The organism is Mycobacterium sp. (assembly GCF_036273375.1).
In the GTDB taxonomy this organism is placed as follows: Bacteria; Actinomycetota; Actinomycetes; order Mycobacteriales; family Mycobacteriaceae; genus Mycobacterium.
On sequence record NZ_DASUHS010000218.1, the window covers coordinates 1 to 26343 of the forward strand.

General features: G+C 66.7%; 24 protein-coding genes and 2 pseudogenes. 9 read left to right on the top strand and 17 right to left on the bottom strand.

Annotated elements, in window-relative coordinates; translation table 11 throughout:
• The 5 genes from VFW69_RS19605 to VFW69_RS19625 form a co-directional block, all read right to left on the bottom strand.
• On the bottom strand, positions 1-1272 hold a 1272-nt coding region (locus VFW69_RS19605; protein ID WP_526503665.1), incomplete at its 3' end, for an MMPL family transporter.
• Positions 1269-1712 (bottom strand): MmpS family transport accessory protein, encoded by a 444-nt coding sequence (locus VFW69_RS19610; RefSeq protein WP_526503667.1) that lies wholly within the window; start codon positions 1710-1712, stop codon positions 1269-1271. The genes VFW69_RS19605 and VFW69_RS19610, both read right to left, overlap by 4 nt.
• A 191-nt stretch (positions 1713-1903) precedes the next feature.
• Entirely contained in the window at positions 1904-2329 is a 426-nt protein-coding gene (locus VFW69_RS19615) for a hypothetical protein (protein ID WP_526503669.1), read from the bottom strand.
• Positions 2330-2446: 117 nt separating this feature from the next.
• Positions 2447-3940 carry a hypothetical protein gene (locus VFW69_RS19620; protein WP_526503671.1) on the bottom strand — a complete coding sequence of 498 codons (1494 nt, stop codon included), beginning with the start codon at positions 3938-3940 and terminating at the stop codon, positions 2447-2449.
• A 198-nt stretch (positions 3941-4138) separates the two neighbouring features.
• Positions 4139-4462 (bottom strand): DMT family transporter, encoded by a 324-nt coding sequence (locus tag VFW69_RS19625; protein WP_526503673.1) that lies wholly within the window; start codon positions 4460-4462, stop codon positions 4139-4141.
• 90 nt (positions 4463-4552) lie between these two features.
• On the opposite strand from VFW69_RS19625, the gene VFW69_RS19630 reads away from it, so the two are divergent.
• The 5 genes and pseudogenes from VFW69_RS19630 to VFW69_RS19650 all read left to right on the top strand — a co-directional run.
• Positions 4553-5467, top strand: a complete 915-nt coding sequence (locus tag VFW69_RS19630; RefSeq protein WP_526503675.1) for an alpha/beta hydrolase — start codon at positions 4553-4555, stop codon at positions 5465-5467.
• 5 nt (positions 5468-5472) lie between these two features.
• Positions 5473-5916, top strand: coding sequence for a DoxX family protein (locus tag VFW69_RS19635; protein WP_526503677.1), 444 nt, complete (start codon positions 5473-5475; stop codon positions 5914-5916).
• Between the two features lie 110 nt (positions 5917-6026).
• Positions 6027-6824, top strand: a complete 798-nt coding sequence (locus VFW69_RS19640; RefSeq protein WP_526503679.1) for an SDR family NAD(P)-dependent oxidoreductase — start codon at positions 6027-6029, stop codon at positions 6822-6824.
• Positions 6825-7796 (top strand): phosphotransferase family protein, encoded by a 972-nt coding sequence (locus VFW69_RS19645; RefSeq protein ID WP_526503681.1) that lies wholly within the window; start codon positions 6825-6827, stop codon positions 7794-7796.
• A gap of 115 nt (positions 7797-7911) precedes the next feature.
• Positions 7912-8058 (top strand): annotated as a pseudogene (locus VFW69_RS19650) (MspA family porin); the annotation flags it as partial.
• Here the strand turns inward: VFW69_RS19650 and VFW69_RS19655 are convergent.
• The 11 genes and pseudogenes from VFW69_RS19655 to VFW69_RS19705 form a co-directional block, all read right to left on the bottom strand.
• Complete coding sequence (locus tag VFW69_RS19655; protein ID WP_526503732.1) at positions 8031-9323, bottom strand: acyl-CoA dehydrogenase family protein; 1293 nt, start codon at positions 9321-9323, stop codon at positions 8031-8033. The pseudogene VFW69_RS19650 and the gene VFW69_RS19655 sit on opposite strands and share 28 nt — an antisense overlap.
• Complete coding sequence (locus VFW69_RS19660) at positions 9244-9750, bottom strand: CoA transferase (RefSeq protein ID WP_526503683.1); 507 nt, start codon at positions 9748-9750, stop codon at positions 9244-9246. Before VFW69_RS19660 ends, VFW69_RS19655 begins: the two co-directional genes overlap by 80 nt.
• Positions 9747-10523: an enoyl-CoA hydratase/isomerase family protein gene (locus VFW69_RS19665; protein WP_526503685.1), complete on the bottom strand. Its 777-nt coding sequence runs from the start codon at positions 10521-10523 to the stop codon at positions 9747-9749. Before VFW69_RS19665 ends, VFW69_RS19660 begins: the two co-directional genes overlap by 4 nt.
• A gap of 2 nt (positions 10524-10525) precedes the next feature.
• Positions 10526-11734: an acetyl-CoA C-acetyltransferase gene (locus VFW69_RS19670; protein ID WP_526503734.1), complete on the bottom strand. Its 1209-nt coding sequence runs from the start codon at positions 11732-11734 to the stop codon at positions 10526-10528.
• A 320-nt stretch (positions 11735-12054) separates the two neighbouring features.
• The gene (locus VFW69_RS19675) at positions 12055-12882 is read right to left on the bottom strand and encodes an SDR family oxidoreductase (RefSeq protein WP_526503687.1); all 828 of its coding nucleotides are present in this window, start codon (positions 12880-12882) and stop codon (positions 12055-12057) included.
• Between the two features lie 71 nt (positions 12883-12953).
• Positions 12954-13193: pseudogene (locus VFW69_RS19680) on the bottom strand (hypothetical protein); the annotation flags it as partial.
• A gap of 29 nt (positions 13194-13222) precedes the next feature.
• Complete coding sequence (locus tag VFW69_RS19685; protein WP_526503689.1) at positions 13223-13888, bottom strand: nitroreductase family protein; 666 nt, start codon at positions 13886-13888, stop codon at positions 13223-13225.
• A gap of 14 nt (positions 13889-13902) precedes the next feature.
• Positions 13903-15420 (bottom strand): Hsp70 family protein, encoded by a 1518-nt coding sequence (locus tag VFW69_RS19690; RefSeq protein WP_526503691.1) that lies wholly within the window; start codon positions 15418-15420, stop codon positions 13903-13905.
• 182 nt (positions 15421-15602) lie between these two features.
• Positions 15603-15902: a hypothetical protein gene (locus tag VFW69_RS19695; RefSeq protein ID WP_526503693.1), complete on the bottom strand. Its 300-nt coding sequence runs from the start codon at positions 15900-15902 to the stop codon at positions 15603-15605.
• 157 nt (positions 15903-16059) lie between these two features.
• A complete protein-coding gene (locus tag VFW69_RS19700; protein WP_526503695.1) occupies positions 16060-18339 on the bottom strand; it encodes a carbon starvation CstA family protein in 2280 nt (759 codons plus the stop codon).
• A gap of 52 nt (positions 18340-18391) precedes the next feature.
• Complete coding sequence (locus VFW69_RS19705; protein ID WP_526503697.1) at positions 18392-19933, bottom strand: ATP-dependent DNA ligase; 1542 nt, start codon at positions 19931-19933, stop codon at positions 18392-18394.
• Positions 19934-20044: 111 nt separating this feature from the next.
• Here VFW69_RS19705 and VFW69_RS19710 point away from each other — a divergent pair, with 111 nt between their 5' ends.
• Both VFW69_RS19710 and VFW69_RS19715 read left to right on the top strand, forming a co-directional pair.
• Positions 20045-20812 carry an SDR family NAD(P)-dependent oxidoreductase gene (locus tag VFW69_RS19710; RefSeq protein WP_007772657.1) on the top strand — a complete coding sequence of 256 codons (768 nt, stop codon included), beginning with the start codon at positions 20045-20047 and terminating at the stop codon, positions 20810-20812.
• Positions 20813-20986: 174 nt separating this feature from the next.
• Entirely contained in the window at positions 20987-23152 is a 2166-nt protein-coding gene (locus tag VFW69_RS19715) for an acyl-CoA dehydrogenase family protein (protein WP_526503699.1), read from the top strand.
• A 10-nt stretch (positions 23153-23162) separates the two neighbouring features.
• On the opposite strand, the gene VFW69_RS19720 is transcribed toward VFW69_RS19715, so the two are convergent.
• Complete coding sequence (locus tag VFW69_RS19720; RefSeq protein WP_526503700.1) at positions 23163-23498, bottom strand: Zn-ribbon domain-containing OB-fold protein; 336 nt, start codon at positions 23496-23498, stop codon at positions 23163-23165.
• Between the two features lie 64 nt (positions 23499-23562).
• On the opposite strand from VFW69_RS19720, the gene VFW69_RS19725 reads away from it, so the two are divergent.
• Together VFW69_RS19725 and VFW69_RS19730 are read left to right on the top strand one after the other, a co-directional pair.
• Positions 23563-24756, top strand: a complete 1194-nt coding sequence (locus VFW69_RS19725; protein WP_526503702.1) for a thiolase family protein — start codon at positions 23563-23565, stop codon at positions 24754-24756.
• Positions 24757-24778: 22 nt separating this feature from the next.
• Entirely contained in the window at positions 24779-26233 is a 1455-nt protein-coding gene (locus VFW69_RS19730) for a FadR/GntR family transcriptional regulator (protein ID WP_526503704.1), read from the top strand.
• Positions 26234-26343 lie beyond the last annotated feature (110 nt).

A 26343-nucleotide genomic window follows, 5' to 3' on the forward strand; every position in this document is an offset into this window, starting at 1 on the left:
AGCCTGAAAACCAAGATTCGCGGGCGCATTGGCCGGCTGGTACTGCCGATCGTCGTAGTTCTGCCGGTAGGTCGGCACGAAGATCGCGCCGAGCATGACGACGGCGGAGCTGGCCACTAGGATCGGCACCGGCCAGCGCACGACGCTCGCACCGATACGCCGATACAGATACCCTTTGGCGCTGGTTCTGGGGTCGAACATTCCGAACAGGCTGCCGACGGTCAAGACCGCCGGACCCAGCGTCATCGCCGCCGCGATGGTGAACAGCATGGTGATCGCGACCGCCGGCCCCATGGTGTGGAAGTAGTTCAGACGTGCGAACGTCAAGCAGTAACAGGCACCGGCGATCGTCAGCCCGGAGCCGATGATGATCGGCGTTACGCCCTTGTAGGCGATGTAGAAGCTGTCCTCCCGGCTTTCCCCCGCCTGCCGCGCCTCGTGATATCGGCCCATCAGGAAAATGCCGTAATCCGTTCCCGCCCCCAGGGTCAACGCGATGACGATGTTCACCGCGAACGACGAGAGTTCGATGTACCCGTAATGCCCGAGGGTCGAGACAATGCCCTTCGCGACAAGCATCTCGATGAGGACGCCGAGCAAGGGCACCAACAGCGTGGCTGGGGTGCGGTACACCAGCAACAGCATCACGACGATGAGGATGATCGTGACGATCGTGACGTTGTTCAGGCTGGCATTGGCGATAGCGAGGGTGTCGGACGCCAGCGGTGCCGCGCCGCTGACGTACACCTTAAGGCCTGGTGGAGGCGTGTCCTTCTTGATGATGTCGCGCACGGCGTCCACGGACTGGTTGGCCTGAATCTGGCCGATGTCGCCGGCAAGACGCAACAGCACATAGGTGCACTTGCCATCGACGCTCTGCGCCCCGGCCGCGGTGAACGGCTTGCCCCACAAATCCATCACGTATTGCACGTGCTTGGTGTCGTTCTGGAGGCGGTGCATCAAATCGTCGTAGTACCGGTGATCCTGGTCGCCCAGTTGCCGGTTCGCCTCGAACACGACCATGGTCAAGTTGGTCGAGTTGGATTCGTGGAACTTCTCGCCGATGTGCAGCAGCGCCCGCTGCGAGGGTGCGTAGTGCGGGACCATCGGCCCGGCGAGTTCCTCCGCGACGCGTTCCACTTGGGGCATAAAGGTATTCGTGGTGACCGCGAGAAGACCCCAGAAGAAGATGATCGGTATGGCGAGGGCGCGGACCATCTTGGGGATGAAGGGACGTTTGACCCGGGGCTCGTCGAGGCGATGCTCGCTCATGCCGACTTCACCCTGCACTGGACGTCGGCGTCCTGATGGTCGCCCGTCTGTTCGTCGCGGATGATGCCGTCCACCAGCATCCGGCAACCCACCTGACCGCCATGAACATGCACCGAGATGCTGCCGGATGCCACCGTGAGCGTGGTGGTCTCCGTGTGGGACCACGGCAGGGTCGTGATATCAACCTGATGCGGATGGCCGTCGATGTCGACGTAAACGAGCTTCCCGCCTTGCCCGGCGGAGCCGAACACCTCATAGGTGATTCGTTTGAGATTGAACTCCTCGGGTGCCTGCGGACCATTGACGGTGATGACCGGCTCGGGTTCGGAGAACTGATGCACTTTGTACATGCACAGCAGACCCACACCGATTGCAACAACGGCGACCAACGGCATCCAGATTCGCGAGAGGACGGTCCGCCCGACTGAACGAGGGCTCATTCGCTCACCTCTCGCGACCCGGTACGGACATCGTGTTAGTGCCCCCGCTCGCCCTCTTGCCCGTCAAATAGTAGACGGTCATGTGCTCAATTGACACATCATGGTGCAAAGGTCAGGAACACCGCAACCCGAACACTCGCCGGTCCATCCGGCCGCTCGTGACCGCACAGGATGCCCGGACTTGTCTTCCGTCAGGACACTTTCTTCAGCCGCCGCCGCAAGCGTGCGCTGCGGCGGATCTGAATGGCCAGGTTCGTCGAGGTCAACATGGGGATCAGTCCGAGGAATGTCCGCTCGGAGGGCGTCGCCCCATGCAGGTGGTACAGACTGCCGAAGACGAAGAAGCAGCCCAACATGAACAAAGCCCCCGGGATGCAGAGGGTCATCAACGAACCACGGTCGCCAACGACTTGCTTCGCGTAGTCCAACTCGTCCTGCGACATCGGTTCGCCTTTGCGTACCTTATGCAAAACCGCTTTGGCACTCCCGATTTCTTCGCTGACCGGAGCAGTCGTTCGGCGCGCCAAGCGATTTACGTAAAGCGCGGCGACGGCGGCCAACGCCACGGCCAGGACAAGGGAAAGTGCGGTCAGCAGGCCATATAAAGACGAACTCATTCTCCAGTCCTTGCTTCGCCGTGGGATTACCGAAGGCTCGCGGAGAACGCTACCCCAACGATTGCGACCGGGCGGCAGTGCTTTCCGGGTGCTGGTCCTTGATCACATCCCGGACGATCAAAATCCGAAGTCGCCGCCACCGCCGGAATCAGACCCGCCGCCGAAGTCCGATCCGCCACCGAAATCGGAGCCGCTGGAATCCCAACTGCCCCCGGAGTCCCACCCGCCGCCAAAGCCAACATCGCCGCCGCCGGAGTATGCGGCGTCGCCGCCCGCGAATCCAATGTCGGCGCCACCGGAGTCCTGGTAGCCGCCCGTGAACCCCACGCCTGCCGGTGGGCTGTCGTAACCGGCTCCCTGTCCGCCGTCATAGCCGTCGCTGTTGGCGTCGGCGAAGGCGGAGTCGCGGCCGGCCTCGAAGCCGTGCTCGTAGCTGCCGCCCCAATGGTCATCCAGTAGCGCATCCATCAACAGCACGTCGGCCAGCGCCCACGTCCAGCCCGGACCCCAAAACGCGTACGGGTAATAGCCGGGGTAGAAGAACATCCCGTTGTGGTAGCCACCGCCGTAGTAATAGGGGTAGCCCGGCTGCGCAGTGGTGCTGTAGTTGTTGTTGTTGATCGTCACCGACTCACCGGTGTCGGGGTTCTTGGTGCGCACCGTGGCCTGCTTGCGGTCGTCGGCCGGCACCGAAGTCACGGCGGCAACGTCGGCAGTGGGTTGCCGTGGGTCCAGCTTGCGGTTGGCTTTGGCGATCGTGGACTCCACCACTCGCAGATGCGCCCGCGCGGAGCCGTAATCGCCTTTCTCGTAAGCCTTTCGGGCGTCGTACAGGCTGGAGTTTGCTTTCAACGACTCGGCGCTGACATCGGCGCTGCTATCGGTCAGCACCGCGTTGTCGAGGTCACTGACGCTGGCAGCCGCCGCGATCAGCTCCTGCTTGATCTCCTCACGCGCCTCGGTGTCCTTGCGGTGTCTGCGATTTCGGCGCACGGCGAACCAAAGCAGGCCTGCCATGGCCAGCGCGATGCCGACTATGACCAGCGTCACCTTCAGCCAGGCCCACTCGTCGTGCTTTTCGTGCGCGACGGGAGAGGTGGTCACCGGCCCGCGGGAGACCGCGTTGGCGCTCGCCAGCTTGCCGACGAAGGCGCTCGTCGCGGCGTACGGGTCGTTGCGGTGATCTTTCGCCGACTGATTCATGAATTGATCGACGTTGTCCGCAATGGTTTTGGGCACGTTGTAGGCGCGTACGTGGTAGCCACGGGAGTCGATGACCAGGATGACCCCGCTGAACGCGGCGTTGCGGCTCAGCATGGCGGCATGAACGGCGTCGGCCGTGGTCACACCGCTTTGGGCGGGTGACACCGCCGCCACCCAGACCGCGGGGCCCGAACTCCACGTCCACGAGCTGGTGAGGATCTGCTGGTTCAGCTCGTCGGGATTCTGCAGCGGCGGTCTGGCCCCTGGGTCAACCACCACGTGCGTCTGGGCGTCGAACCTGCTCACCAGCTGGTCTGTGTAGGTGTCGGCGGAGGCGGATGGAGCGAGCAGCAGCGCCAGCACCATGGTCAGCGGAGCCAGGGCAAGGCTGCGGAAGCGTAGAGTCACATCTCTCCTGCCGTCGTTTCGTTGATCCTTGCGGCGGGGCCGCGCGACGTCCAATTGCGCTCAGCGTGAGCGCCCACCCTAGCCCGTTTCCGGCGGATCTGCTGCAGGCAGGTGGCGGTGGTGGCGCGATCCGACGAGACCTTGCCGCTGCGTGCGGTATTCAGGATAGTTCGGGGTGCACGGCGGCGCCGGTTGCGGTCAGTGCGCGCCGGTCAGATTCAGCGTCACCACCCCAGCGATGATCAGCCCGACACCGACGACCTTCGAAATCGATATCGGCGAGCCCAGGAACACCACGGCGATCAGCACGATCAGGGCGGTACCGATCGCCGACCACAACGCGTAGGCGACGTCGGTTTGCATACCGCGCGAAATCGACACCGCCAGCAGCGCGAAGGAGACGGCATAACCGATCAGGCACACCACCGTCGGCCACAGTCGGGTGAAGCCTTCGGTGCTCTTCAGCAAGCTGGTCGCTATCACCTCTGCGAATATGGCGCCGAGGAGAAAGAGATAGGTCAAAACGCCTCCTTGCATATCCAGGTACACGTACGTATTTACATGACAGGGCGTCGAATGGACGTCGTCTTCACTGACGAAGGGTTGCGCCGTATGACGCGTGCCGCGCATCCCGTGGAGTTCGACGTCAGCGAGGTGATCGGGGAACGGGCGTCACTGGCGGCGACGTACTACCCTGCCCGCGGCGGCGAACAGGCACCCGCGGTGCTGGTCTGCCTACCGGGCGGCACCTACAGCCGCGAATACTGGGACCTCGACATCCCCGGCCATCACGGGTACAGCTTTGCCGGCTTCGCCACCGAGAACGGCTACCCCGTCGTGACGATAGATCCCTTGGGCACCGGCGAAAGTTCGCAGCCCGCATGCGATTTCGACTTCAGCGATATCGGTGCCACGCTGGCGCGTGCCGTCGAGGCGCTGCCCGACTCGATCGGCATCCACGCGCCGCCGGTCGCCGTGGCGCATTCGCTGGGCGGGTACCTCGCCATCACTCAACAAGCGCTGTTTCCCGGTTACGCCGGGCTGGCGGTGCTGGGTTGCACCAATCAACACGTCGCGCCACTGAACCTGGATGCGGCGACCATCGCGCGCTGTGCCACTCCCGAAGGCCGCGCCGAGCTTGCCGCCGAAATCCTGTCCGCTCTTCCGCAGCCGTATTTCGAGGGGCCACGTGAGCACCTGCTGAGCTGGTTTCACCTCGCCGACGTGGCCGCCGATGTCGTCGCCGCCGACTCCGTCACCGCCAAATCGGTCGTACCCCGCGTGTTCGGCACCGCGATGATCCCCGGCGTCGTCGCCGAGCACGCGGCGCGGATCCACATCCCGGTGTTCGTCGGCTACGGCGTGGTCGACGTCTCTCCGGATCCCCGCGCCGAGGCGGCCCTCTACCGGAGCAGCCCCGACATCACCACCGTCGTGCTTGCCGATAGCGCGCACTGCCACAACATGGCATCGAGCCGGCATCGGCTGTGGCGGCGCCTGCTCGCCTGGGTCGCGACCGTAACCTAGCGAGCGTGATGAAAGGTCTCGACGGTCGCCTGGCCCGTCGCGCCCCGGCGGTGCTGAGCTTGTTTCGCCTCGTCTACGGTCTGCTCTTTGCCGCGTACGGTTCGAGGAGCCTTTTCGATTGGCCCGTCCGCTCGCCGGTTGTCGTCGAGTTCGGATCCTGGCCCGGTTGGTATGCCGCGCTGATCGAAATCATCGCGGGCCTGCTCATCGCCGCCGGGTTGTTCACCCGCGCGGCCGCGTTCGTGGCCTCCGGGGAGATGGCGGTCGCTTACTTCTCGATTCATCAACCCACGGCGCTCTGGCCCGTCGCCGATCCACCCGCAGGCAATGGCGGAGCTTTGGCGATCCTCTTCTGCTTCGCCTTTTTCCTGCTGGTCTTCTCCGGCGGCGGCGCCTACTCGCTCGACGCTTTACACCGAACGACACGCCCGTCGCGACTTCGGCGCTGACGACCGACTCGAAGCGCGTCGGGCCCCTGCTTCCCCTCGACCCGCGATAATGGCATTCTCTGATACGGAGAAGCCGTTTCCAACGACGGACGGGTTCGGAGAGGTTCACGATGAGCGCACAACGCTGCGACGGAATGGTGGCTCTGGTCACCGGAAGCAGCCGGGGCCTGGGCCGGGCAATCGCCGCGCGGCTGGCCGAACGCGGAGCCACGGTGGCGTTGACCGCCCGCACGATGGACCCCGATCCGAAGTATCAGGGCTCGCTGAGCCAGACCCGCGACGAGATCGTCGGCGCGGGCGGGAAAGCGATTGCCGTCCAAGCCGATCTGTCCCAATCCGAAGACCGGGAACGGCTTTTCGCCCAAGTGGCCGACGCGGTCGGCGCACCCGACATCCTGGTCAACAACGCCGCTGTGACGTTCCTGCGGCCGCTCGACGGGTTTCCCGAACGGCGGGCCCGGCTGATGATGGAGATGCACGTGCTCGGGCCGCTGCAGCTGTGCCAGCTGGCAATACCCGCGATGCGCGAGCGTAGACGCGGGTGGATCTTGAACCTGACCTCAGTGGGCGGCGACCTGCCGCCCGGACCACCCTTCTCGGAGTTCGACCGGACCGCCGGCTTCGGCATCTACGGCACGGCCAAGGCTGCACTCAATCGATTGACGAAAAGCCTTGCGGCCGAGCTGTATGACGACGGAATCGCGGTCAACGCCGCCGCCCCGTCCAATCCCGTGGCCACGCCCGGCGCCGGCACCCTGGATCTGGCCAAGACCGACACCGAGGACATCGCGCTGATCACCGAGACGGCATTCCGGTTGTGCACGGGTGACCCGAAGACCCTGACCGGGCGCATCGCACACACCCAGCCTTTCCTCGCCGAGGTCGGCTGGACCGCGCCGGCGGGCTGAATGGCCGAGATAGATCACACCGAGCTGCGCAGGCGACTCGACGGCGCCGGCGTCGCCGACATTGCTGCGCTGTCCGGGGGAGCATCCGGCCTCACCTTCGCGGGGACCAGGGATGGCCAACGCGTGGTGATCAAAGTCGCTCCGCCAGGTGTCGAACCGGTTGCGCATCGCGACGTGCTGCGCCAGGCTCGTATCATCAAAGCGCTTGAGAAGAGCAGTGTTCCGGTGCCGACGGTGCTGTGGGAGGACGCGGGGGATCCGCCCGGCACGCCACCGCTCTACGTGATGACGTACGTCGAAGGTGAGTGTGTGGAACCGCTGTTCGACGATTGCGCGGCTGTGCCGAGTCTCGGCGATCGGTATCGGAATGCGTGCCGCGCCATGGCCGCGCTGCACAGACTCGCGCCAACGGACCTCGGGCTGGGCGATGAACCGGCGGTCGACCCGGTCGCCGAAGTCCACCGGTGGGCCGACACGCTGCGGACCGTCGACCCGGCGCTGGCGCCCGACTGGCCGAAAGTGCGCGACGCGCTGCTGGGTTGCGCACCGAGCGCGATGACGCCGCGCGTGGTGCACGGTGATTTCCGGCTGGGCAACCTGCTCGTAGCCGGATCGCATATCAACGCGGTCATCGACTGGGAGATCTGGTCGATAGGCGACCCCCGCATCGACGCAGGCTGGTTCCTGATCAACTGCGACCCGAATACCTACCGGCGGGTTGCCGCGCCCGACGGTTCGGTGCCGCCGATCAACGAGCTCGCGGAGCTGTACGGGTCTGAGTTAGGTTGCGAGGTCACCTATTTGGCGTGGTTCACGGCGTTGGCGTGCTTCAAGTCGGCGGCGACCTGGTCGCTGATCGTCAAGCACAATCGCCGACGAGCTTCGCCGCGAGCCGAATTGGAAGGCATGGCAGCCACTTTGCCGAGGTTGCTGGCGCGCGCCCGGTCGATGCTGGATCAGCGGGGTACGTAATCAGCCGCAGTGGGCTGAAATGTTTTCGCAAACCATTCCGACGCTGCCCCAGTCGCTCGACGAGCCGTTTTCGTCATCGTCGATCGGGTTCGTCAACGTGGCCGGGAACTGTGCAAATCCCTGGGTGATGATCAGCAACTTCCACGTCAAGATCGACGGATGCGTGGGCCAGTCGTTCATCCGCTCCTATGCGGTGCTGACTCGGGTGACCGACGAATCGGACGTGGTCTTGTCCTACGTCGGCGTCACCACAGCCGTTTGATCGGGTTCGCGACCAGCCCTGGGGATGCCCGCCAGCTTGGCGGCGAACTTGGCCTCCGCGGCCGCGCGCAACCGCAGCAGGTGTTCGGTGGGAAACAGGTCGGGCGCGGGTTCACGCTCTTTCAGCAACAGCCGCGCCAGCGTGACCTTGTGCACCTCGGTCGGACCATCGGCCAGTCCGAGCACGAACGACTCCACCAGGTACTGCACGAACGGCATCTCGTGGGTGGTGCCCAACGACCCGTGCACCTGAAGCGCGCGCGACGACACGTCATGCAGGACCTTCTGCATCATCGCCTTCACCGCCGAGATGTCGGCCCGCACTGCCTTGTAGTCGTTGAATTGGTCGATCTTCCAGGCTGTTTGAAGGGTCAGCAGCCGGAACGCCTCGATCTCCATCCACGAGTCGGCGACCATCTCCTGCACGAGTTGCTTGTTGGCCAGCACCTCCCCCTGCGTGTAGCGCGACACCGCCCGCTCGCAGATCATGTCGTAGATCCGGCGGACCAGGCCCACGGTGCGCATCGCGTGGTGAATTCGCCCGCCGCCCAAGCGGGTCTGCGCGACGACGAAGGCCCCGCCGCGCGGGCCCAACATGTGATCGGCCGGCACGCGGACGTTTTCGTAACGGACGTAACCCTCACGCCCACCGCCGGTCGGCTGGTAACCCAACCCGACGTCGCGCAGCACGTGGATGCCGGGGGTGCCGCCGGGAACGACGAACATCGAGTAGCGCTCGTAGGGCGGCGCCTCGGGATCGGTCATCGCCATCACGATGATGAACGACGCCATCGAGGCGAACGACGAAAACCACTTCTCCCCGTTGATGACCCAATGATCGCCGTCTTGCACCGCGGTGGTGCGAAACACCTTCGGGTCGGCCCCGCCCTGCGGCTCGGTCATCGAGAAACACGAAATGATGCGGTTGTCCAACAGCGGCTCCAGGTAGCGCTCCTTGAGCTCGGGTGTGCCGTAGTGCGCCAAAATTTCGCTATTGCCGGAATCGGGAGCCTGCGAGCCGAAGACGATCGGCGCGCACTCCGAGCGCCCCAGGATCTCGTTGAGCAGCGCCAACTTCACCTGCCCAAAGCCCGGACCGCCCAGGTGCGGGCCCAGGTGGGTCGCCCACAGCCCGCGCCTTTTCACGATCTCCTGCAGCGGCGGGATCAGCGCCTGCCGCACTGGGTCATTGAGGTCGTGAGATTCCTTGACAATCAGGTCGATTGGCTCGCACTCTCCGCGCACGAAGCCTTCGACCCACTGCAGTTGTTCTGCCCACTCCGGGTCGGTGGAGAAGTCCCACGACATACGTCGTCCTCTCTGGTTTGGTCACTCTGAGCTGCTTTGGGCCACCACGCCGGCGTCCTCGAGCGCGGTGATGGCGTCGGCGTCCAGGCCGAGCCCGCGCAGCACCGCGCGGGTGTGATCGCCCGGGCCGGTACACGTCGACGAAGGCGTCGGCCTCGGCGGCCAGCCGATGAACAAGGTCCCGGCCCCGCGGATGCTTGACGTCTGCGGCGAGTGAACGCTGGCTGCGGCGGACCGTGTGGTCGACGGGCAGCGGGCCGTCCACACCCGGCAGCGCATCGATGCGGATGATGTCGGCGCCTAGATCTCCCAACAGCATTCCGCAAAACGGTGCGGCCCCAATCCGCCCATCATGATGATGCGCACGCCGCGCAGGGCCGGTCATGAAGACCACTTCTTGCGTCGTTCGGCCGCCTCGTCGGTCGCGTGGGAAATCACCTGATTGCGGTTTTCCAGTTCCATCGCCGACGCCAGGGTCGCGGCGTCGGTGTTGACCTGAAGGGCGCGCTTGGTCAGTTGCGCGCCGAGCGGGGCATGGCTCGCGATCAGCGACGCAAGTTCCACCGCGCGATCGGCCAACCCATCCGGCTCGATGACGTCGCTGACCAGACCGCGCCGGTCCGCCTCGGTGGCCGACACGGTGCGCCCGGTGAGCATCCAGTCGGCGGCAACGCTGGTGCCGACGATGCGTGGCAGGTGGTAACTCATGCCCATCTCGGCGCCGGAGAGCCCGAGCAGGATGGCGGCATTACCGAAAGAGGCTGCCGCCGAGCAGATTCGGATGTCGGCGGCCAGGCACAGCGCGAGCCCGGCCCCCACGCAGGGGCCGTTGACGGCGGCGATGACAGGCTGCGGCAACGCTCGCACCGCTTCGGCGAGGGCGGCCATCCTTTCCTGAAAGCGCATCCGGTCCAGTGCGGGCGCGCTCGCGTCCAACATCGAGGGCCCGAAGTCACGCATGTCGATGCCCGCGCAGAACCCGCGTCCGGCACCGGTCAGCACGACGGCGTGCACCGCGAGGTCGGCCGCCAAATCATTGAGCGCGGCTTGCAATTCGGTCTGCATTGCCTCGTTGATGGCGTTGAGCCGCTGCGGGCGATTGAGCCGCAGAAGCACGACCCCGTCGCGGGGCCGCTCAAACTCCACGGTCTCGGGCATGGTCACACCCGCTCGATGATCGTTGCCGTGCCCATCCCGCCGCCGGTGCACATGGTCACCAGTCCCGTTGTCAGATCACGACGTTCGAGCTCGTCCAGCACGGTGCCGATCAGCATGGCTCCGGTGGCGCCGATGGGGTGCCCGAGCGCGATCGCACCGCCATTGACGTTGACCACCTCCGGGTCGATGTCGAGATCGCGCATCGTCTTGAGCGGGATGGCGGCGAAGGCCTCGTTGACCTCCCAAAGATCGATGTCGGCCACGGTCATGCCGGCCCGCTCGAGGCATCGTTGAGCCGCGGGTCCGGGAGCGGTGAGCATGATGATCGGTTCGCTGCCGAGGGCCGCAGTGGCCCGGATCTGCGCACGCGGCGCCACCCGATGGGTGTGCATCCAGTTCGAGGAGGCCAGCGCCACCGCGGCGGCGCCGTCGACGACCCCGGAGGAATTGCCCGCATGGTGCACGTGATCGATGCGGTCGATGCCGGGATAGCGCTGCAGGCATATCTCGTCGAAGGTGCGCCGCTCACCATCGGCACACGCGGCGCCCATCGAAGCGAAGGCCGGTTTGAGATGGGCCAGCGACTCGGTGGTGGTGCCGGGGCGGGGATGCTCGTCGCGTTCGATGCAACCGTCCGGTGTCGGCACGTCGACCAGCGAATGTTCGAAGCGTCCCTGCTCGATGGCCGCGCTGGCGCGGCTTTGGCTCTGCGCGGCGTAGGCGTCGACCGTCTCGCGGCTGAAGCCCTCCAGGGTTGCGATGAGGTCGGCCGAAATGCCCTGCGGAACAGTCGGATACAACGCGCGGAGATCCGGGTTGCTGCCGTCGATGGTCGGGACGCCCGCCGTGACGTCCCAGCGCGACATCGACTCGACGCCACCGGCGATCACCAGATCCTCGCTGCCCGCGGCAATGCCCGACGCCGCAACGGTCACCGCCTGTTGGCCCGACCCGCAGAATCGGCTCAGCGTCATCCCGGGAACGCTCTCGGGCCAGCCGGCCAGCAGCACCGACAGGCGCGCGATGTCGTCGCCATGGTCTCCGCTGAGAATGCCGTTGCCGGCGATCACGTCGTCGACGTCGGCCGGATCGAAGCCAACCCGCTCGGCCAGCGCGGTGAAACACCGCGCGAGCAGGGCTTGCGGATGCACGCCGTGCAGTCCGCCGTCGGGGCGCCCGCGCCCGCGGGGCGTGCGGACCGCGTCGAGAATCCAGGCGTCGATGATGGACTCCGATCGTTGTGGTTCGGCGGGACTCGGTCCGGTGGCACCGGCACAGGTCACCAGCGATCGTAATCTGTCTCTCGACTGCGGAGAACTGCCTTCTCCGAATTGGCGAAGCTGTTCTCGGTCGGCGGTGAGTGGTGCCGGGTTGCGTTTTCTCTGGTCACAAGCGCCTCGCCAGCCCCCGGTATCGGGTGGGAAGTGTTTGCCCGCCTTTCAGCGACAACGCCGACGGGGAGTGGTGGAGTTGTCGCTGAAGGGCGGGCACTCGACACTGTTCTGCCGCGGTGTGACCGGAGGGCTACGGCTCAGGCGAAGTCGGTGCTACTGGTCAGCTCTTCCCACTGCGAGATCTCGGCCGCCCGCGCGTCCGCTCTGTAGCGGTAGGCGGCCAGCGCGTCGGGCCCGAGCAACAAGAACGCCGGCGGCTCAGGCGATTCGACGGCCGCGATGATCGCGTTGCCCGCCTTGGCGGGGTCGCCGGGCTGATTGCCGTGCATGGTGTCGTTCTCCTTGCGACGCTGTCCGGCGGTCGCGGCATAGTCCTCGATGACGGTGGCCGATTGGACCAGGGAACGTCCGGCGAAGTCGGTCCGAAACGCGCCGGGCTCGACGATGGTCACCGAAATGCCCAGTGGGGCAAGCTCACCGCGAAGGGCGCCGCTGATGCCTTCGATCGCGGCCTTGGCCGCCGAGTAGTAGCCCGACCCCACCGGGGTCAGCTGGGCCCCGATCGACGAGATGTTCACGATGGCGCCGCTGCGACGTGCCCGCATGTCGGGGAGTACGGCCTTGATCATGGCGACGGTGCCGAAGAAGTGTGTCTCGAACAGCGCGCGGACCTCGGCGTCATCACCTTCCTCCACCGCGGCGCGATAGCCGTAGCCGGCGTTGTTGACCAGGACGTCGACGCGGTCGAACCGTTCCTGTGCCTGCTGCACGGCCGAGGCGACCTGCGCCGGGTCGGTGACGTCGAGGGCGACCGCGAGCACACGCTCGGGTGCCGACTCGGCAAGGTCGGTGACCGCGGCGGCGTCACGCGCGGTGACGACGGCGTTATGGCCGGCGCCGATGACGGCCTGAGCGAGCGCGCGACCGAGTCCAGTCGAGCACCCGGTGATGAGCCATGTGGACATGAACGTTCCCTTCACTTCAGTCGGTCAACGCCCGGCCCACGATCTGCGGATCCGGCTCGCCCACCACTTCATCGGTCGAACAACACGATCTCGCCCCCGGCCGGCAGGTGGCTTACGTAGCGCTGGAAGTACCAGTGAGTCTGTTCGCGTTCGGTTGGCTTCTCCAGCGCCACCACCCGCGCGTTACGCGGATTGAGGTGCTCCATGTGCTTGCCCTCGCGGTCGAGCAGGACCGGGTCCTCATCATCCCGGTCGTCGACGGTGTATCCGTGTTCGGGGGTCGACAAATCGTCCAGATCGAAATCGGTCATGGTTCGACGTTATCGGCTTTGTCGACCGCTCACCCGGCAAAGGCCGGACCGTCGAACCGATCACGAGTAATGAACTCTGTGACCGGCCGGCGGCGCAGTTTGGTCAGCTGCCGCACCGGTTTTCCGAGCGGCACGACCGCGGCCACCGCGTGCATTTCTGGAATGCCCAGCAATTGGCGGACGTGTTCTTCGGCCGCAATGGCCATCGTCGTGATGGTGCCGCCGTAGCCCTCGCTACGCGCGGCGAGCAAGATGTTCCAGATCAACGGGTAGACCGATGCTCCGCCCGCGATGCCCACGCGGTCCAGATTTTGATCGATGGCGGCGACAACCGCCAGGTCCACCGAAACGACAAGAACCACAGGCGCTTTGGCGATCGGTGCGACGAAGGTTTCGGGGATCTCGGTCGCGTCGATGACGTCTTGCGACACGCCGCTGGAATGAATCGAATTCCAGGGGTTTTCGTCCGCCTGCAACTGGGCGAAGTAGCGGCGAGCGGCGGGCTTGCCGAGTTCGGCCAGCTGGCGGCGGATCGTTTCGTCGCGCACCACGGTGACGTGGGCACCCTGCCTGTTGCCGCCGCTGGGAGCGAACCGGGCGTTGTCGAAGATGCGCTCCAGCACGTCGTCGGGCAACGGATCGTCGGTGAATTCCCGTGCCGCGAAAGTTGTTCGCATCACGTCGTATAGCCGCATCGCGGAATGGCTCGTCAACTCGCGGACGCGCACCGCTCGAGGCGGAAGGTGCGTTCAAACCCGGCCGGCTGCGTCGTCAACGTCACTTCCACCGCACCGCTAGAGGCGATCACGTAGCGCTCCTCGACATCGGGACCGTCCATCCAACGGCCGACCGGCTGACGCCCCAGGTCGTCGCGGTCGTGCAGGGCCGGGTCGAACGGGAACAGCACCGGGTCATACGGCGTGACGTCGCCGTCGGGCCGGCCGTTGACCAGGCGACTGCACTCCACGAACCGGAAGTGCCCGATGTTGTGTGCCGCTCGATATTTTCGTTTCACCACTAGCGGGGATTGCCCGTCGGCCGGAAGCGAAACGTCCTTGCACACGATCGGGTCGAAGACGACCCCGGCGCCGGCCTCGGCCTCCCGGAAAACGCCGAAATTTCTCGAGAAACGTTCGGACAGCGCGAAACCGGACTCCTTGTCCAGAAAAACGGCAAGCCCGATGGCCGTGGCGGCGAAGGGGTGCGGGGAGCGTTTCACCCGCTTCTCGCCGAAGGTGCTACGCAGCATCCGGGACACCAGCGGAAAACCCCCGGCCCCGCCGACGACGTAGATGCCCGCCACCTCCGACCAGTCCACATCCTTGCGGCCCCGCGCCGGATCATGCAGGACCCGATTGAGCAACCGCATCGTCTGGTCGACCAGCGGTGCGCACACCGAGTAGACGTCGTCGATGGGGCAGGAGAACGGGGGCCGGTCGACCGCGGACAGGTCCACCAGGAACCGGCGCGTCTGCGGCCCGACCCCCTCCTTGCGGGTGGCGCACTCCTCGGCGAGCAGGTCGCGCTGGGCGGCGTCGAGGCCGGCCAGGTTCGCGCCGGCCAGCACCAGCTCGACGATCGCCTCGTCGAAGTCGTCACCCCCGAGGTGCTGGATGCCCTCGCTGATGACGACCTCGTTCGCGTGCCCGGTCATTTTCAGCAGCGACGCGTCGAAGGTGCCGCCACCCAGGTCGTAGATGAGGACGTATTCGCGTTTGGCGGTGAGGGTGGATCGGTACCGGTGGGCGTATTCCAGGCTCGCGCCGGACGGCTCGTTGAGCAGCGCGACGACGTGAAAACCGGCCGCCACGTAGGCATCCAGGGTCAGCAGGCGCTGGGCGCTCGAGGCGTTGGCCGGCACGCTGATCGCGGCTTCGATGGGTTCGCCCGGGGCCGGGGCGACGTTCGAGTGCCGCTGCAGATCGGCTTTCAGCTGGGCCAAAAAGCCGGTGAGAAGGTCGGCCAGGCGATAATCACGGCCGGCCAGGGTGACCTCGGTTCGGGGTCCCGCGTCGTTGAGTAAGCGTTTGAACGAGCGCAGCACCGACCAATCCGGTTCATGGCGGACGGCGGCGGCCTCCGTGCCGAAGCGCAATTCCCCGGCGGCACTGGCGGCGATCAGCGACGGCCACCCATCCACGCCCTCGAACGAGACGACGGGATAGTTGCCTCGGTCGACGGCCGCGACGACGGTGTGGGTGGTGCCAAAGTCGATACCGACTCTCATCGCGCAAGTTTAGGACCGCGCCGCAGACTTCGGCACGACCTTTTCGCGTGGCGTGCCCTCCGCGGTCGGTCAGTCCTCGAAATGGCGCTCGTAGTCGTTGCGCTCGAGCCACCACTGCAGGTTGTAGGTCCCCATTGCGAGCAGCATCATCAACCCGGTGCAGGCGACGCTGATGATTGCGTTCACAGCCTTCCCATTTCGCGTGCCATCCGGGCGTCCTCGATGTAGGCGTAATGCCTCAGGTATGGGTGCCGTGGCCGATTCGCATCCGCGGCCATCCGCCGCAGCGCGGCTGCGATCCGGCTGCCGAGCGGGGCGCGGCGCGTCCCCTGGGCAACGGCGGTGCCGAAGAGGACCTGCTGGGTAGTGATCAGCACCTCTGCGGGTGCCGCTTCTGCCGAGGGCGCCGCCGAGGACGGTTGCGCAATGGGCTCGTTGACGGTATCGGATGCGGTCCGGAGTCCCGTTGGCGTGACCAGCATTTCGTCCACCTTCTTCGCGTTGCGGCCCCGTTGACCTGGTAGGTCGGCCGGTGATGGACTCAACGTACGGTCGGCGATCCCCCGTTGGCACGCGTAGTCGACTACCTATTTGTGCGCGATTGGCTACTGCACTTCGGCAGGTATGAACAGCGAGCGGTCAACGCTCCTGAGCGCCAACGATCCCAGCAGCCGACGTCGGCGGCTCGTCCCATTGCCGCTGCACCCCGCGCTCCGCGGCCGTGGGAATCATGCCCGCGGGCGCGAACCGCTTCGACGGCACCGGGTCGTCCTCCGTCAAGGGTCGGCTCAACTTACTGGCCGGACCGCGAATTGCCCCGAGCGCGACCACGACCCCGGCGATCACCACGATGACGACGGCCACCGCGAACAGGATCGACAGCGTGCCCTGGATGAAGGTGTTCCTGATGACCTCGTCGAGCTGATGCGCATTCTTGGCCGAACCGAACGCCGTCTTGCCCGCTTGCTTGGCCGCCAGGTACTTCGAGTGCTGCGTCCAATAGCCGACGGCGGAATCCGCGGAGAAGATTTTCTGCCACGACGCGGTCAGCGTGACCACCAGATCCCCCAGCAACGGCACCCCGGGAACCCAAGCCCATTTCAGCAGGTCCTTCTTGACGACGATCACGGTGATGACGGTCAGCGCGATCGCCGCGAGCAGCTGGTTGGCGATACCGAACAGCGGGAACAGCGTGTTGATTCCGCCGAGTGGGTCGCTCACGCCCATCAGCAGGATGCCGCCCCACGCGGCCACCACGGCCAAACTGCAACCCCAAACGCCCGGACGCCAACTCGGGTTTTGCAGCTTGGCCAGCGGCCCGCCCAGGTTGCCCAGCGCGTCGGAGAGCATGAACCGAGCGACCCTGGTGCCTGCGTCGACGGCGGTCAGGATGAACAGCGCCTCGAACATGATCGCGAAGTGGTACCAGAACGCCTTGAGACCGGCGCCGCCGAAGGCCCGGTTCAACACCTCGGACATGCCCACCGCCAGCGTCGGGGCGCCGCCGGTGCGCGACACGATCGACTTTTCTCCGACGCCGGCGGCGGCCTGGTTCAGTTGGTCCGCGGTCGCCGGGCCGCCCGACAACCCGAGGCCGTTGACGTAGTGCGCCGCGGTGGCAGCGGTGCCGCCGGTCTGCGCGGCCGGGGCGTTGAGCGCGAAGTACACGTGCTGGTCGAGGATGGCCGCACTGACCAGCGCCATGACGGCGACGAACGACTCGGTCAGCATGCCGCCGTAGCCGATGAAGCGCATCTGGCTTTCCTTCTCCAGCAGCTTGGGCGTCGTCCCCGACGAGATCAGCGCGTGAAATCCGGACAGCGCGCCACACGCGATCGTGATGAACAGGAAGGGAAACAGGGAGCCGGGGAACACCGGCCCGTCGCCGCTGTGGGCGAACCGCGAGACCGCCGGCGCCTGGATGGGTGGATGCGCGAGGAAGATACCGAGCGCGAGCAGCGCGATGGCGCCGACCTTCATGAACGTCGACAGGTAGTCACGCGGTGCCAGCAGCAGCCACACCGGCAGCGCCGACGCCACGAAGCCGTAGCTGATGATCAGCCAGGAGACCGTGACCGCCGACAAGTTCAACCAGGATGCGCCCCAAGAGGTTTCGCTGACCCAGTTGCCGGAGACCACGGCGAGCATCAGCAACGCGAAACCGATGAGTGAAACTTCACCTACTCGCCCGGGACGCAGGAACCGCAGGTAGCAGCCCATGAAGATGGCGATCGGGATAGTCATGGCAATGGAGAACACGCCCCAGGGGCTCTGGGCGAGTCCTCGCACGACCACCAGTGCCAGCACCGCGAGGACCATCACCATGATGACGAGGATGCCGACCATCGCGGCAGCCCCGCCGGTCGCACCTAGCTCGTCGCGGGCCATCTGGCCGAGCGAACGTCCGCGCCGCCGGGTGGAGATCCACAGGACCAGATAGTCCTGCACGGCGCCGGCGAATACTGCGCCGAAGATGATCCAGATGCTGCAGGGCAGATAGCCCATCTGGGTGGCCAGCACCGGACCGACGAGCGGACCGGCCCCGGCGATGGCGGCGAAGTGATGGCCGAACAGCACCCGACGGTCGGTCGGCACGTAGTCGGTGCCGTCGTCGAAAATTTCGGCGGGAGTGGCGCGATCGTCGCGCGGCCGGACGATCTTCAATTCGATCAGCCGGGCATAGAACCGGAATCCGATCAGGTAGGTGCAGATCGCCGCGACGACAATCCACACCGCGTTGACCGTCTCACCCCGGGCGAACGCGATGACCGCCCAGGCGACGGCGCCGAGCACCGCAATGACCGCGAACACGATCTTGTGTCGCGCGGTGATAGGGGAGCGGTCGATGATGGCGACGGGTGGCAGGTCTTCGTCGGTATGGATGTAGCTGACGTCTTCGTCGTGCTCTTTGACTGCCACGGCGGAAACCCTACGCGCGCAGCATTAACTGCGCCTGTCCAGAAAGCCGGGTTCAGTACAGCGCGCGAACGGCGTCGATCGTGTCGGCTTCGGTGGGGCTCTTGTCGTCGCGATAGCGCACCACGCGGGCGAACCGCAGCGCCAGTCCGCCGGGGTAGCGCGACGACTTCTGCACGCCATCAAGCGCGATTTCGACCACCTGCTCGGGCCGCACTTGGACGACGTAATCGTCCGTTCCGCCGATGGCGAGTTCGCTGAACCGGGCGGTCTGCCAGTCCAGCATGGCGTCGGTCATGCCCTTGAAAGTCTTTCCCACCATGATGAATTCGTCGCTGGCCGGGTCGCGCGCGCCCAGGTGGATATTGGAGAGTTTGCCGCGGCGGCGCCCCGATCCCCACTCCACCGCGAGGACCACCAGATCCAGTGTGTGCACCGGCTTGACCTTCAGCCAGCCGGCTCCGCGGCGGCCCGCCTGGTACGGCGCGTCGGGCGCCTTGGCCATCACACCCTCGTGACCGGCGGCCAGAGTCGCGTCCAGGAAGGCGCCCGCCTCCGCCGGGTCGGCGGTGAGCAGCCGATCGACCCGCTGCGCCGGCGGCACCAATGCGTCGAGGGCGGCCAGCCTCTCGGTGGCGGGCGCGTCGAGCAGATCGACGCCGTCCCGATGCAGGATGTCGAAGAAGAACACCGAAAGCCGTTGCGTGGCAAGGGCCGCGGCGATGTCGACGGAGCGGCCGAATCGTGAGGCGGTGACCTGAAAGCGATGCGGCCGGTTGTCGGGTCGCAGCGCGATGGCCTCGCCGTCGGCGATGAGGTTGTCGACCGGCAGTGCCAGCGTCGCCTCCACCACCTCGGGCAGCCGGGCGGTGACGTCGTCCAGGCTTCTGGTGTAGACGGTGACCTCGTCACCGGCGCGGTGAATCTGTACCCGCGCCCCGTCCAGCTTGGCTTCGAAAATCGCCCGCCCCCCGTGGCGTTCAATCGCATCGGCCACGCTGGTCGCGGTCTGCGCCAGCATCGGGCCAACCGGCCGGCCGACCCGCAGGGTGAACGCGTCCAGCGCTGAGGATGAGACGGACAACGGACCGGAGAGGGTTGCCGCCGCCACTGCCGGCAGGTCCCCGCCCAGCATCGCGGCGCGCTGCACCGCGGCGGCCGGGATGCCTGCGGCCTTCGCCACGGCGTCAGCCATGATCCCGGCCAGTGCACCCTGGCGTAGTTCGCCGCCGAGGAGCCGCAACAGAAAAGTCTGCTCGGTGTCGCTGGCGGCGGCGAACAGGGTGCTCAGGAACGCGGCGCGGCGCGCCTGGGCGCCCTTGCCCGACACGGCGCCGATGTCGGAGAGGGTGGCATCGACGCCGGCGACGGTCAGCGATGCGTGGGAGGCCGCCGGCGGTCGAGAGCGCAGCGCCGCCCACCCGACGCCGATCTGGCGCTGACGCAACTCACCGGAAAGCCACGACACGACGATGGCGACCACCGCGGCATCGGGTGCGGCATGGGTCAGCAGGTCGGCGATGCGGGCGACTTTGGTCAGCCGCGACGACGTGCTCCCGACGTCGTCAGACGCCGTTGCCACATCGAGCAGGAGCACGGTTGCCAGCTTGGCATGGCTCGGTGACAGGCCTGAAGAGCCGACACGCTAGCGTGCCTACGTAACGTTACAGATCGCAGGGCTTCTGACAACCACAAAGGAGACGTCCGGATGGAGATCAGCGGGAAGAAGGTCGTCGTCATCGGCGGCGCATCGGGAATGGGTCGTGCCAGCGCCGAGCTGCTGCACGAACGCGGTGCGGATGTTGCCATCCTCGACCGCGAGGGCTCCGACGGTAAGACCGTTGCCGAGGGCGTCGGGGGTACCTTCTACCCGGTTGACGTCACCGACTTCACCGGCACCGAGGAGACGTTGCAAGCCGCGGTCGACAAGCTCGGCGGGCTGCATGTCGTGATCACCACCGCGGGAGGCGGTATCGCCAAGCGAACGCTGACCAAATCGGGTCCGCACGACCTCGAATCCTTCCAGTCCGTGATCGACCTGAACCTGATCGCCACCTTCAACATCAGCCGGCTGGCCGCCGCGCACATGGCCAAGAACGAGCCCGAAGACCCCGATACCGGGGAACGCGGCGTCATCATCAACACCGCCTCCATCGCGGCCTTCGAGGGCCAGATCGGGCAGGTCGCCTACACCGCCGCCAAGGCCGGGATCGCCGGGATGTGCCTGACGATGGCCCGCGACCTGGGCTCGGTGGGCATCCGGGTGCTGGGAATCGCCCCGAGCCTGTTCGCCACGGGATTGACCCAGGGCATCCCCGACGAGTTCGCCACGCAGCTGACCAAGGACGCGGCGTTCCCCAAGCGCCTCGGCCGTCCCGAGGAGTACGCGAAGCTGGCCGCCGCCATCGTCGACAACCCGATGCTCAACGGCCAATGCCTGCGACTGGACGCCGGGCAGCGGTTCGCGCCCAAGTAGACGCCCCCGGTTGGGGCCCTTCCCGCATTAAGTACACTCTTTAGGCAGCCGCCCCGCTTCCCCTCGAAGCGGGGCAGGCCACCCAGCTTCAGCCCCGACGATGCGGATCGCCCGGCGGTCCGCGGGGAGCGGGACAATCGAACCCGGCTGGCACGCGGCGCGAGGAGGGCCCTCATGGGTATCGCAATAACCGACGACCATCGTGAACTCGCCGCGGTAGCCCGCGGGTTCTTGACCTCGCAGAAGGCGCGCTGGGCGGCGCGATCGCTGCTCGACGCCTCCGACGAGCCACGCCCCGGGTTCTGGCAGAACCTGGTCGAGCTGGGATGGCTCGGCCTGCACGTCGACGAGGAATACGGCGGCTCGGGATTCGGGTTGCCCGAACTTGTCGTGGTGATCGAGGAACTCGGTCGCGCGGTAGCGCCCGGGCCCTTCGTACCCACCGTGATCGCGTCCGCGGTGATCGCCAAAGATGGTACCGCCGAACAGAAGTCGCGGCTGCTGTCCGGCCTGATCGATGGAACCGTCACCGCGGGCGTCGGGCTGGACGGCCAGCTGCGGGTCAATGACGGCGTTGTCGACGGTGAGGCCGGTATCGTCCTGGGCGCCGGGCTGGCCGAGCTGCTGCTGATCGCCGCGGGAGACGACGTGCTGGTGGTCGAACGTGGCCGCGAGGGTGTTTCGGTCGAGGTGCCGGAGAACTTCGATCCGACGCGCCGATCCGGACGCGTCCGCCTGCAGAACGTGCGGGTGTCCGATGACGACGTCCTCACGGGGGCACGTGAATCGGCGTTGGCGCGCGCCCGCACGTTGCTGGCCGCCGAGGCGGTGGGCGGGGCGTCGGACTGCGTCGACACCGCCGTCGACTACGCAAAGGTGCGCCAGCAATTCGGGCGCACCATCGCCACTTTTCAGGCGGTCAAGCATCACTGCGCGAACATGTTGGTGGGCGCGGAGTCCGGGATCGCGGCGGTCTGGGACGCCGCCCGCGCGGCGGCCGAGGACGAGGAGCAATTCCGGCTGGTCGCCGCGGTGGCCGGGGCACTGGCCTTCCCGGCCTATGTCCGCAATGCCGAACTCAACATCCAGGTGCACGGCGGCATCGGCTTCACTTGGGAACACGACGCGCATCTGCATCTGCGCCGGGCGGTGGTGAGCGCGGCACTGTTCGGCGGCGACGCGCCGGCCACCGACGTTTTCGAGCGCACCGCCGCCGGCGCCGCCCGCGAGAACAGCCTCGACCTGCCGCCGGAAGCCGAAGAACTGCGCACCGACATCCGCGCCGACGCCGCCGAGATCGCCACCCTGGGTAAAGAGGCCCAGCGCGACAAGTTGATCGAAACCGGCTACGTGATGCCGCACTGGCCCAAGCCGTGGGGACGCGCGGCCGACGCCGTCGCGCAGCTCGTGATCGAGGAGGAGTTCCGTGCGGCCGGCATCAAGCGGCCCGACTACGGGATCACCGGCTGGGTGATCCTGACGCTGATCCAGCACGGAACGCCTTGGCAGATCGAACGATTCGTGGAGAAGGCGCTGCGCAAGGACGAGATTTGGTGCCAGCTTTTCTCCGAGCCTGACGCCGGCTCGGACGCCGCGTCCATCAAGACGCGCGCCACCCGGGTGGACGGCGGCTGGAAGATCAACGGCCAGAAGGTGTGGACCAGTGGGGCGCACTACTGCGCGCGCGGCCTCGCCACGGTGCGTACCGACCCCGACGCCCCGAAGCACGCCGGCATCACCACGGTGATCGTCGACATGAAGGCGCCCGAGGTCGAGGTGCGCCCGTTGCGGCAGATCACCGGCGGCTCGGACTTCAACGAGGTCTTCTTCAACGACCTATTCGTTCCCGACGAGGACGTCGTCGGGACGCCCAACTCCGGGTGGACCGTCGCGCGCGCAACGCTGGGCAACGAGCGGGTCAGCATCGGCGGCAGCGGATCATTCTACGAGGGGCTGGCCGACCAACTCCTGCAGCTCACCGAGCAGCGCCCGGATCGGTTGGCGGGCGGGCGAGTTCGAGTGGGGCTGTATCTGGCCGAGGAAACCGCGCTGCGGTTGCTGAACCTGCGGCGCGCCGCGCGCAGCGTCGAAGGCGCGGGTCCCGGCCCGGAGGGCAACGTCACCAAGCTCAAGCTGGCCGAGCACATGGTGGAGGGCGCCGCGATCATGGGTGCGCTGCTGGGTCCGGAGGTCGCGCTGACCGACGGTCCCGGCGCCCTGGCCGGCCGGCTGATGATGGGGGCCCGCGGCATGGCGATCGCCGGCGGCACGTCGGAAGTGACGCGCAATCAGATCGCCGAGCGGATTCTCGGCATGCCGCGTGACCCGCTGATCAACTAGTCCGCGGGGGTCAGGCCGGCGCGAACTGCGCCGCGCCGCCGCCGCCGCGTTCCGGTCGCAGAGCGACGGGCATGCCGCAGCTCACCGAATCCGGCTCGCAGTCAACGATATTGGCGGCGACCCGCAGCCCGCTCTGTTCGGCAAGCTCGACGATGGCAATGACGTACGGGGTGGGGATCTCCGGGTTGTACGGGTGGTGGTTGACCGTATAGGTGAACACGGTGCCCCGCCCGGAAACTTCTCGTGCGTCCAGTGTGCTTCCGCACTCGCGGCATTGGCCGCTGGCCGGATGTACCCAGCGCGCGCAGTCGTCGCAGTACTCGATGAGCAGCGGCCCGTCTGACACGACGAATACAGTACACTCAATTGATTCGATGCGACGATGCGGTGTGGTCTGACGGGCGGTGTACATGACGCATTTCGAAAAAGACGCGATCTTGTCCGGAATCGGGATCTCACGAATCGGCCGCCGCACCGGCATCCCGGGCCTGGAGCTCACCATGGAGGCGGTGCGCGGCGCCATCGAGGACGCCGGGCTGATCCCGACCGATATCGATGGCATCGCCACCCTGGGTGACACACCCGCGGCGGACGTCAACGCCCAGCTGCGCATCGAGGCCGCGGACTGTGGGTCGGGCTTCGGCACCGGCGGCCTGCTTTCGCCGGTGATGTCGGCCTGCCGCGCGGTCGCCGAACGGCGCGCCCGCCACGTGGTGGTGTACCGGACGATACAAATGCTCGGTGGAACGGTCCCGGTCAAGCAGGAAGAGAATGCGCCGGCGCCGCCGCTGGCGCGGATGTTCGAGACACCCGAAGGTGAGCCGAAGCCCACCGTCGGTGCGATGGACGACGTCAACGATCTGGTTGCGGCACATGCCTATTCGGCCGCCAACTGGCTGGCGCTCAACTGCCGTCGCCACATGGACCTGTACGGGACCAGCAAAGAACAGCTGGGCTGGATCGCGCTCAACGGCAGGCGCAACGCGGCGTTGAATCCCCGTGCGGTGTACCGGGATCCGATGACGATGGGTGACTACCTGGGCGCGCGGCTGGTGTCCACCCCACTCGGGCTGCTGGACTGCGACGTCCCGATCGACGGCTCGATCGCGGTGGTGGTGTCGCACGCGGAGCACGCCGCCGACTGCCCGCACCGCGCGGTGAAGGTGGAGGCGATCGGCGGGTCCGACGGAGCCGGCGGGTGGTTTCACCGCGCGGACTACCCGAAGATGGCGATGTCGGATGCCGCGGCGCAGATGTGGTCGCGCACAACGTTGAAGCCCGCCGACCTCCAAGTCGCTCAGTTGTACGACGGATTCACCTACCTCACCCTGGCGTGGCTGGAAGCGCTCGGGGTCTGCGGCGACGGCGAGGGCGGCCCGTTCGTCGAGGGCGGTGCGCGGATCGCCCGCGACGGGCACCTGCCGCTGAACACCTACGGCGGCCAACTTTCGGCGGGGCGGATGCACGGCTACTGGGCGCTGCACGAAGGGTGCCTGCAGTTGCGCGGTGACGCGGGGGAGCGGCAGGTGTCGCGTCGCCCCGAGGTGGGTGTCGTCTCCGTCGGCGGTGGGCCCGTCGCGGGGTGCATGCTGCTGACCTGTTGACCAAGAGCGCGATCGAGCTCGGATGACTGAGGAGCCAAGGACCGGCCAGGCGAACAAACTCGCTTCGATCCTCGCCCGCGACATCGAAGCCGATATCGTCCGCCGCGGCTGGGCGGTCGGCGAATCGCTGGGCTCCGAACAGGCTCTGCAGCGGCGTTTCGGGGTAAGCCGGTCGGTGCTGCGGGAGGCCGTTCGCCTGGTCGAACACCATCAGGTCGCGCGGATGCGCCGCGGCCCCAACGGCGGGTTGTACATCTGCGAGCCCGATGCGGGGCCCGCCACCCGCGCCGTGGTCATCTATCTCGAATATCTGGGTACGACGCCGGCCGACTTGCTTAACGCGCGCCTGGTACTCGAGCCGCTGGCGGCCTCGCTCGCCGCCGAGCGCATCGATGAGGCCGGCATCGCGCGGCTGCGCGAGGTGCTGCACGCTGAGCAGCAATGGAAGCCTGGCCTACCGGCGCCGCGCGACGAGTTCCACATCGCGCTCGCCGAGCAATCCAAAAACCCGGTGCTGCAATTGTTTATCACTGTCCTGATGCGGCTTACCACCCGCTACGCCCTGGCGTCGCGAACGGATTCGGAAACCGAGGCCATGGAGGCGGTCGACCATCTGCACGCGCACCACTCCGCAATCGTCGCCGCCGTCACGGCAGGCGATTCTGCGCGCGCCAAGACGCTCTCCGAGCGACACGTCGAAGTCGTCACCGGCTGGCTGCAGCACCATCACGCGGGCGACGGGAGCCGGGGGCGTGAGAGGCGCCGGCGGCTCGATTCCGAGGCGCCCGGCAAACTGGCCGAGATGCTGGCCACCACCATCGGTGACGACATCGCCGCCAGCGGCTGGCATGTGGGTTCGGTCTTCGGCACCGAGACGGCCCTGCTGGAGCGCTACCGGGTGAGCCGCGCGGTGCTTCGCGAGGCGGTGCGGCTGCTCGAATATCACTCGATAGCCCACATGCGCCGCGGACCCGGCGGCGGACTGGTCATCGCCCAACCCGCGGCACAGGCCAGCATCGACACGATCGCCTTGTACCTGCAGTACCGCGGCCCGAGCCGTGAAGACCTGCGATGCGTCCGCGACGCCATCGAGATCGACAACGTGGCCAAGGTCGTCAAGCGTTTGGCCGAGTCCGAGGTGGCGGCGTTCGTGGCCACCCATCGGTCCGGGCTGCCGGAAAACTCCCGACCGACGGCCGAGGACGTGCGGCAGGCGATCTCGGAAGAGTTCAACTTCCACGTCGGCCTGGCGCAACTCGCTGGCAACGCGCTGCTGGATCTGTTCCTCCGGATCATCGTCGAGCTGTTCCGCCGGCACTGGTCCAGCACCGGGCAGGCGCTGCCGACCTGGTCGGACGTGCTGGCCGTGCACCACGCTCACCTGCGGATCGTCGAGGCGCTCGAGGCCGCCGACGAGAGCGTCGCCTGTTATCGCCTCCGCCGTCATCTCGACGCGGCCGCCTCGTGGTGGCTGTGACAGCGCGATCGCGAGTCATCGAAATGGTCCCCTGAGTGAGGCAAACCTAAATGTAATCGGTTGCGCGGTATAGCACAGGGCCGTCTTGGGTACTGGAAAAGGGGGAAGGC

Coding starts and splice junctions, on each gene's coding strand:
- VFW69_RS19630 (WP_526503675.1), top strand. CDS start 4,553: ATGACGCGTGCCGCGCATCCCGTGGAGTTCGACGTCAGCGAGGTGATC.
- VFW69_RS19710 (WP_007772657.1), top strand. CDS start 20,045: ATGGAGATCAGCGGGAAGAAGGTCGTCGTCATCGGCGGCGCATCGGGA.
- VFW69_RS19615 (WP_526503669.1), bottom strand. CDS start 2,329: ATGAGTTCGTCTTTATATGGCCTGCTGACCGCACTTTCCCTTGTCCTG.
- VFW69_RS19665 (WP_526503685.1), bottom strand. CDS start 10,523: ATGCCCGAGACCGTGGAGTTTGAGCGGCCCCGCGACGGGGTCGTGCTT.
- VFW69_RS19690 (WP_526503691.1), bottom strand. CDS start 15,420: ATGAGAGTCGGTATCGACTTTGGCACCACCCACACCGTCGTCGCGGCC.
- VFW69_RS19685 (WP_526503689.1), bottom strand. CDS start 13,888: ATGCGGCTATACGACGTGATGCGAACAACTTTCGCGGCACGGGAATTC.
- VFW69_RS19610 (WP_526503667.1), bottom strand. CDS start 1,712: ATGAGCCCTCGTTCAGTCGGGCGGACCGTCCTCTCGCGAATCTGGATG.
- VFW69_RS19645 (WP_526503681.1), top strand. CDS start 6,825: ATGGCCGAGATAGATCACACCGAGCTGCGCAGGCGACTCGACGGCGCC.
- VFW69_RS19730 (WP_526503704.1), top strand. CDS start 24,779: ATGACTGAGGAGCCAAGGACCGGCCAGGCGAACAAACTCGCTTCGATC.
- VFW69_RS19715 (WP_526503699.1), top strand. CDS start 20,987: ATGGGTATCGCAATAACCGACGACCATCGTGAACTCGCCGCGGTAGCC.
- VFW69_RS19725 (WP_526503702.1), top strand. CDS start 23,563: ATGACGCATTTCGAAAAAGACGCGATCTTGTCCGGAATCGGGATCTCA.
- VFW69_RS19660 (WP_526503683.1), bottom strand. CDS start 9,750: ATGACCGGCCCTGCGCGGCGTGCGCATCATCATGATGGGCGGATTGGG.
- VFW69_RS19640 (WP_526503679.1), top strand. CDS start 6,027: ATGAGCGCACAACGCTGCGACGGAATGGTGGCTCTGGTCACCGGAAGC.
- VFW69_RS19675 (WP_526503687.1), bottom strand. CDS start 12,882: ATGTCCACATGGCTCATCACCGGGTGCTCGACTGGACTCGGTCGCGCG.
- VFW69_RS19695 (WP_526503693.1), bottom strand. CDS start 15,902: ATGCTGGTCACGCCAACGGGACTCCGGACCGCATCCGATACCGTCAAC.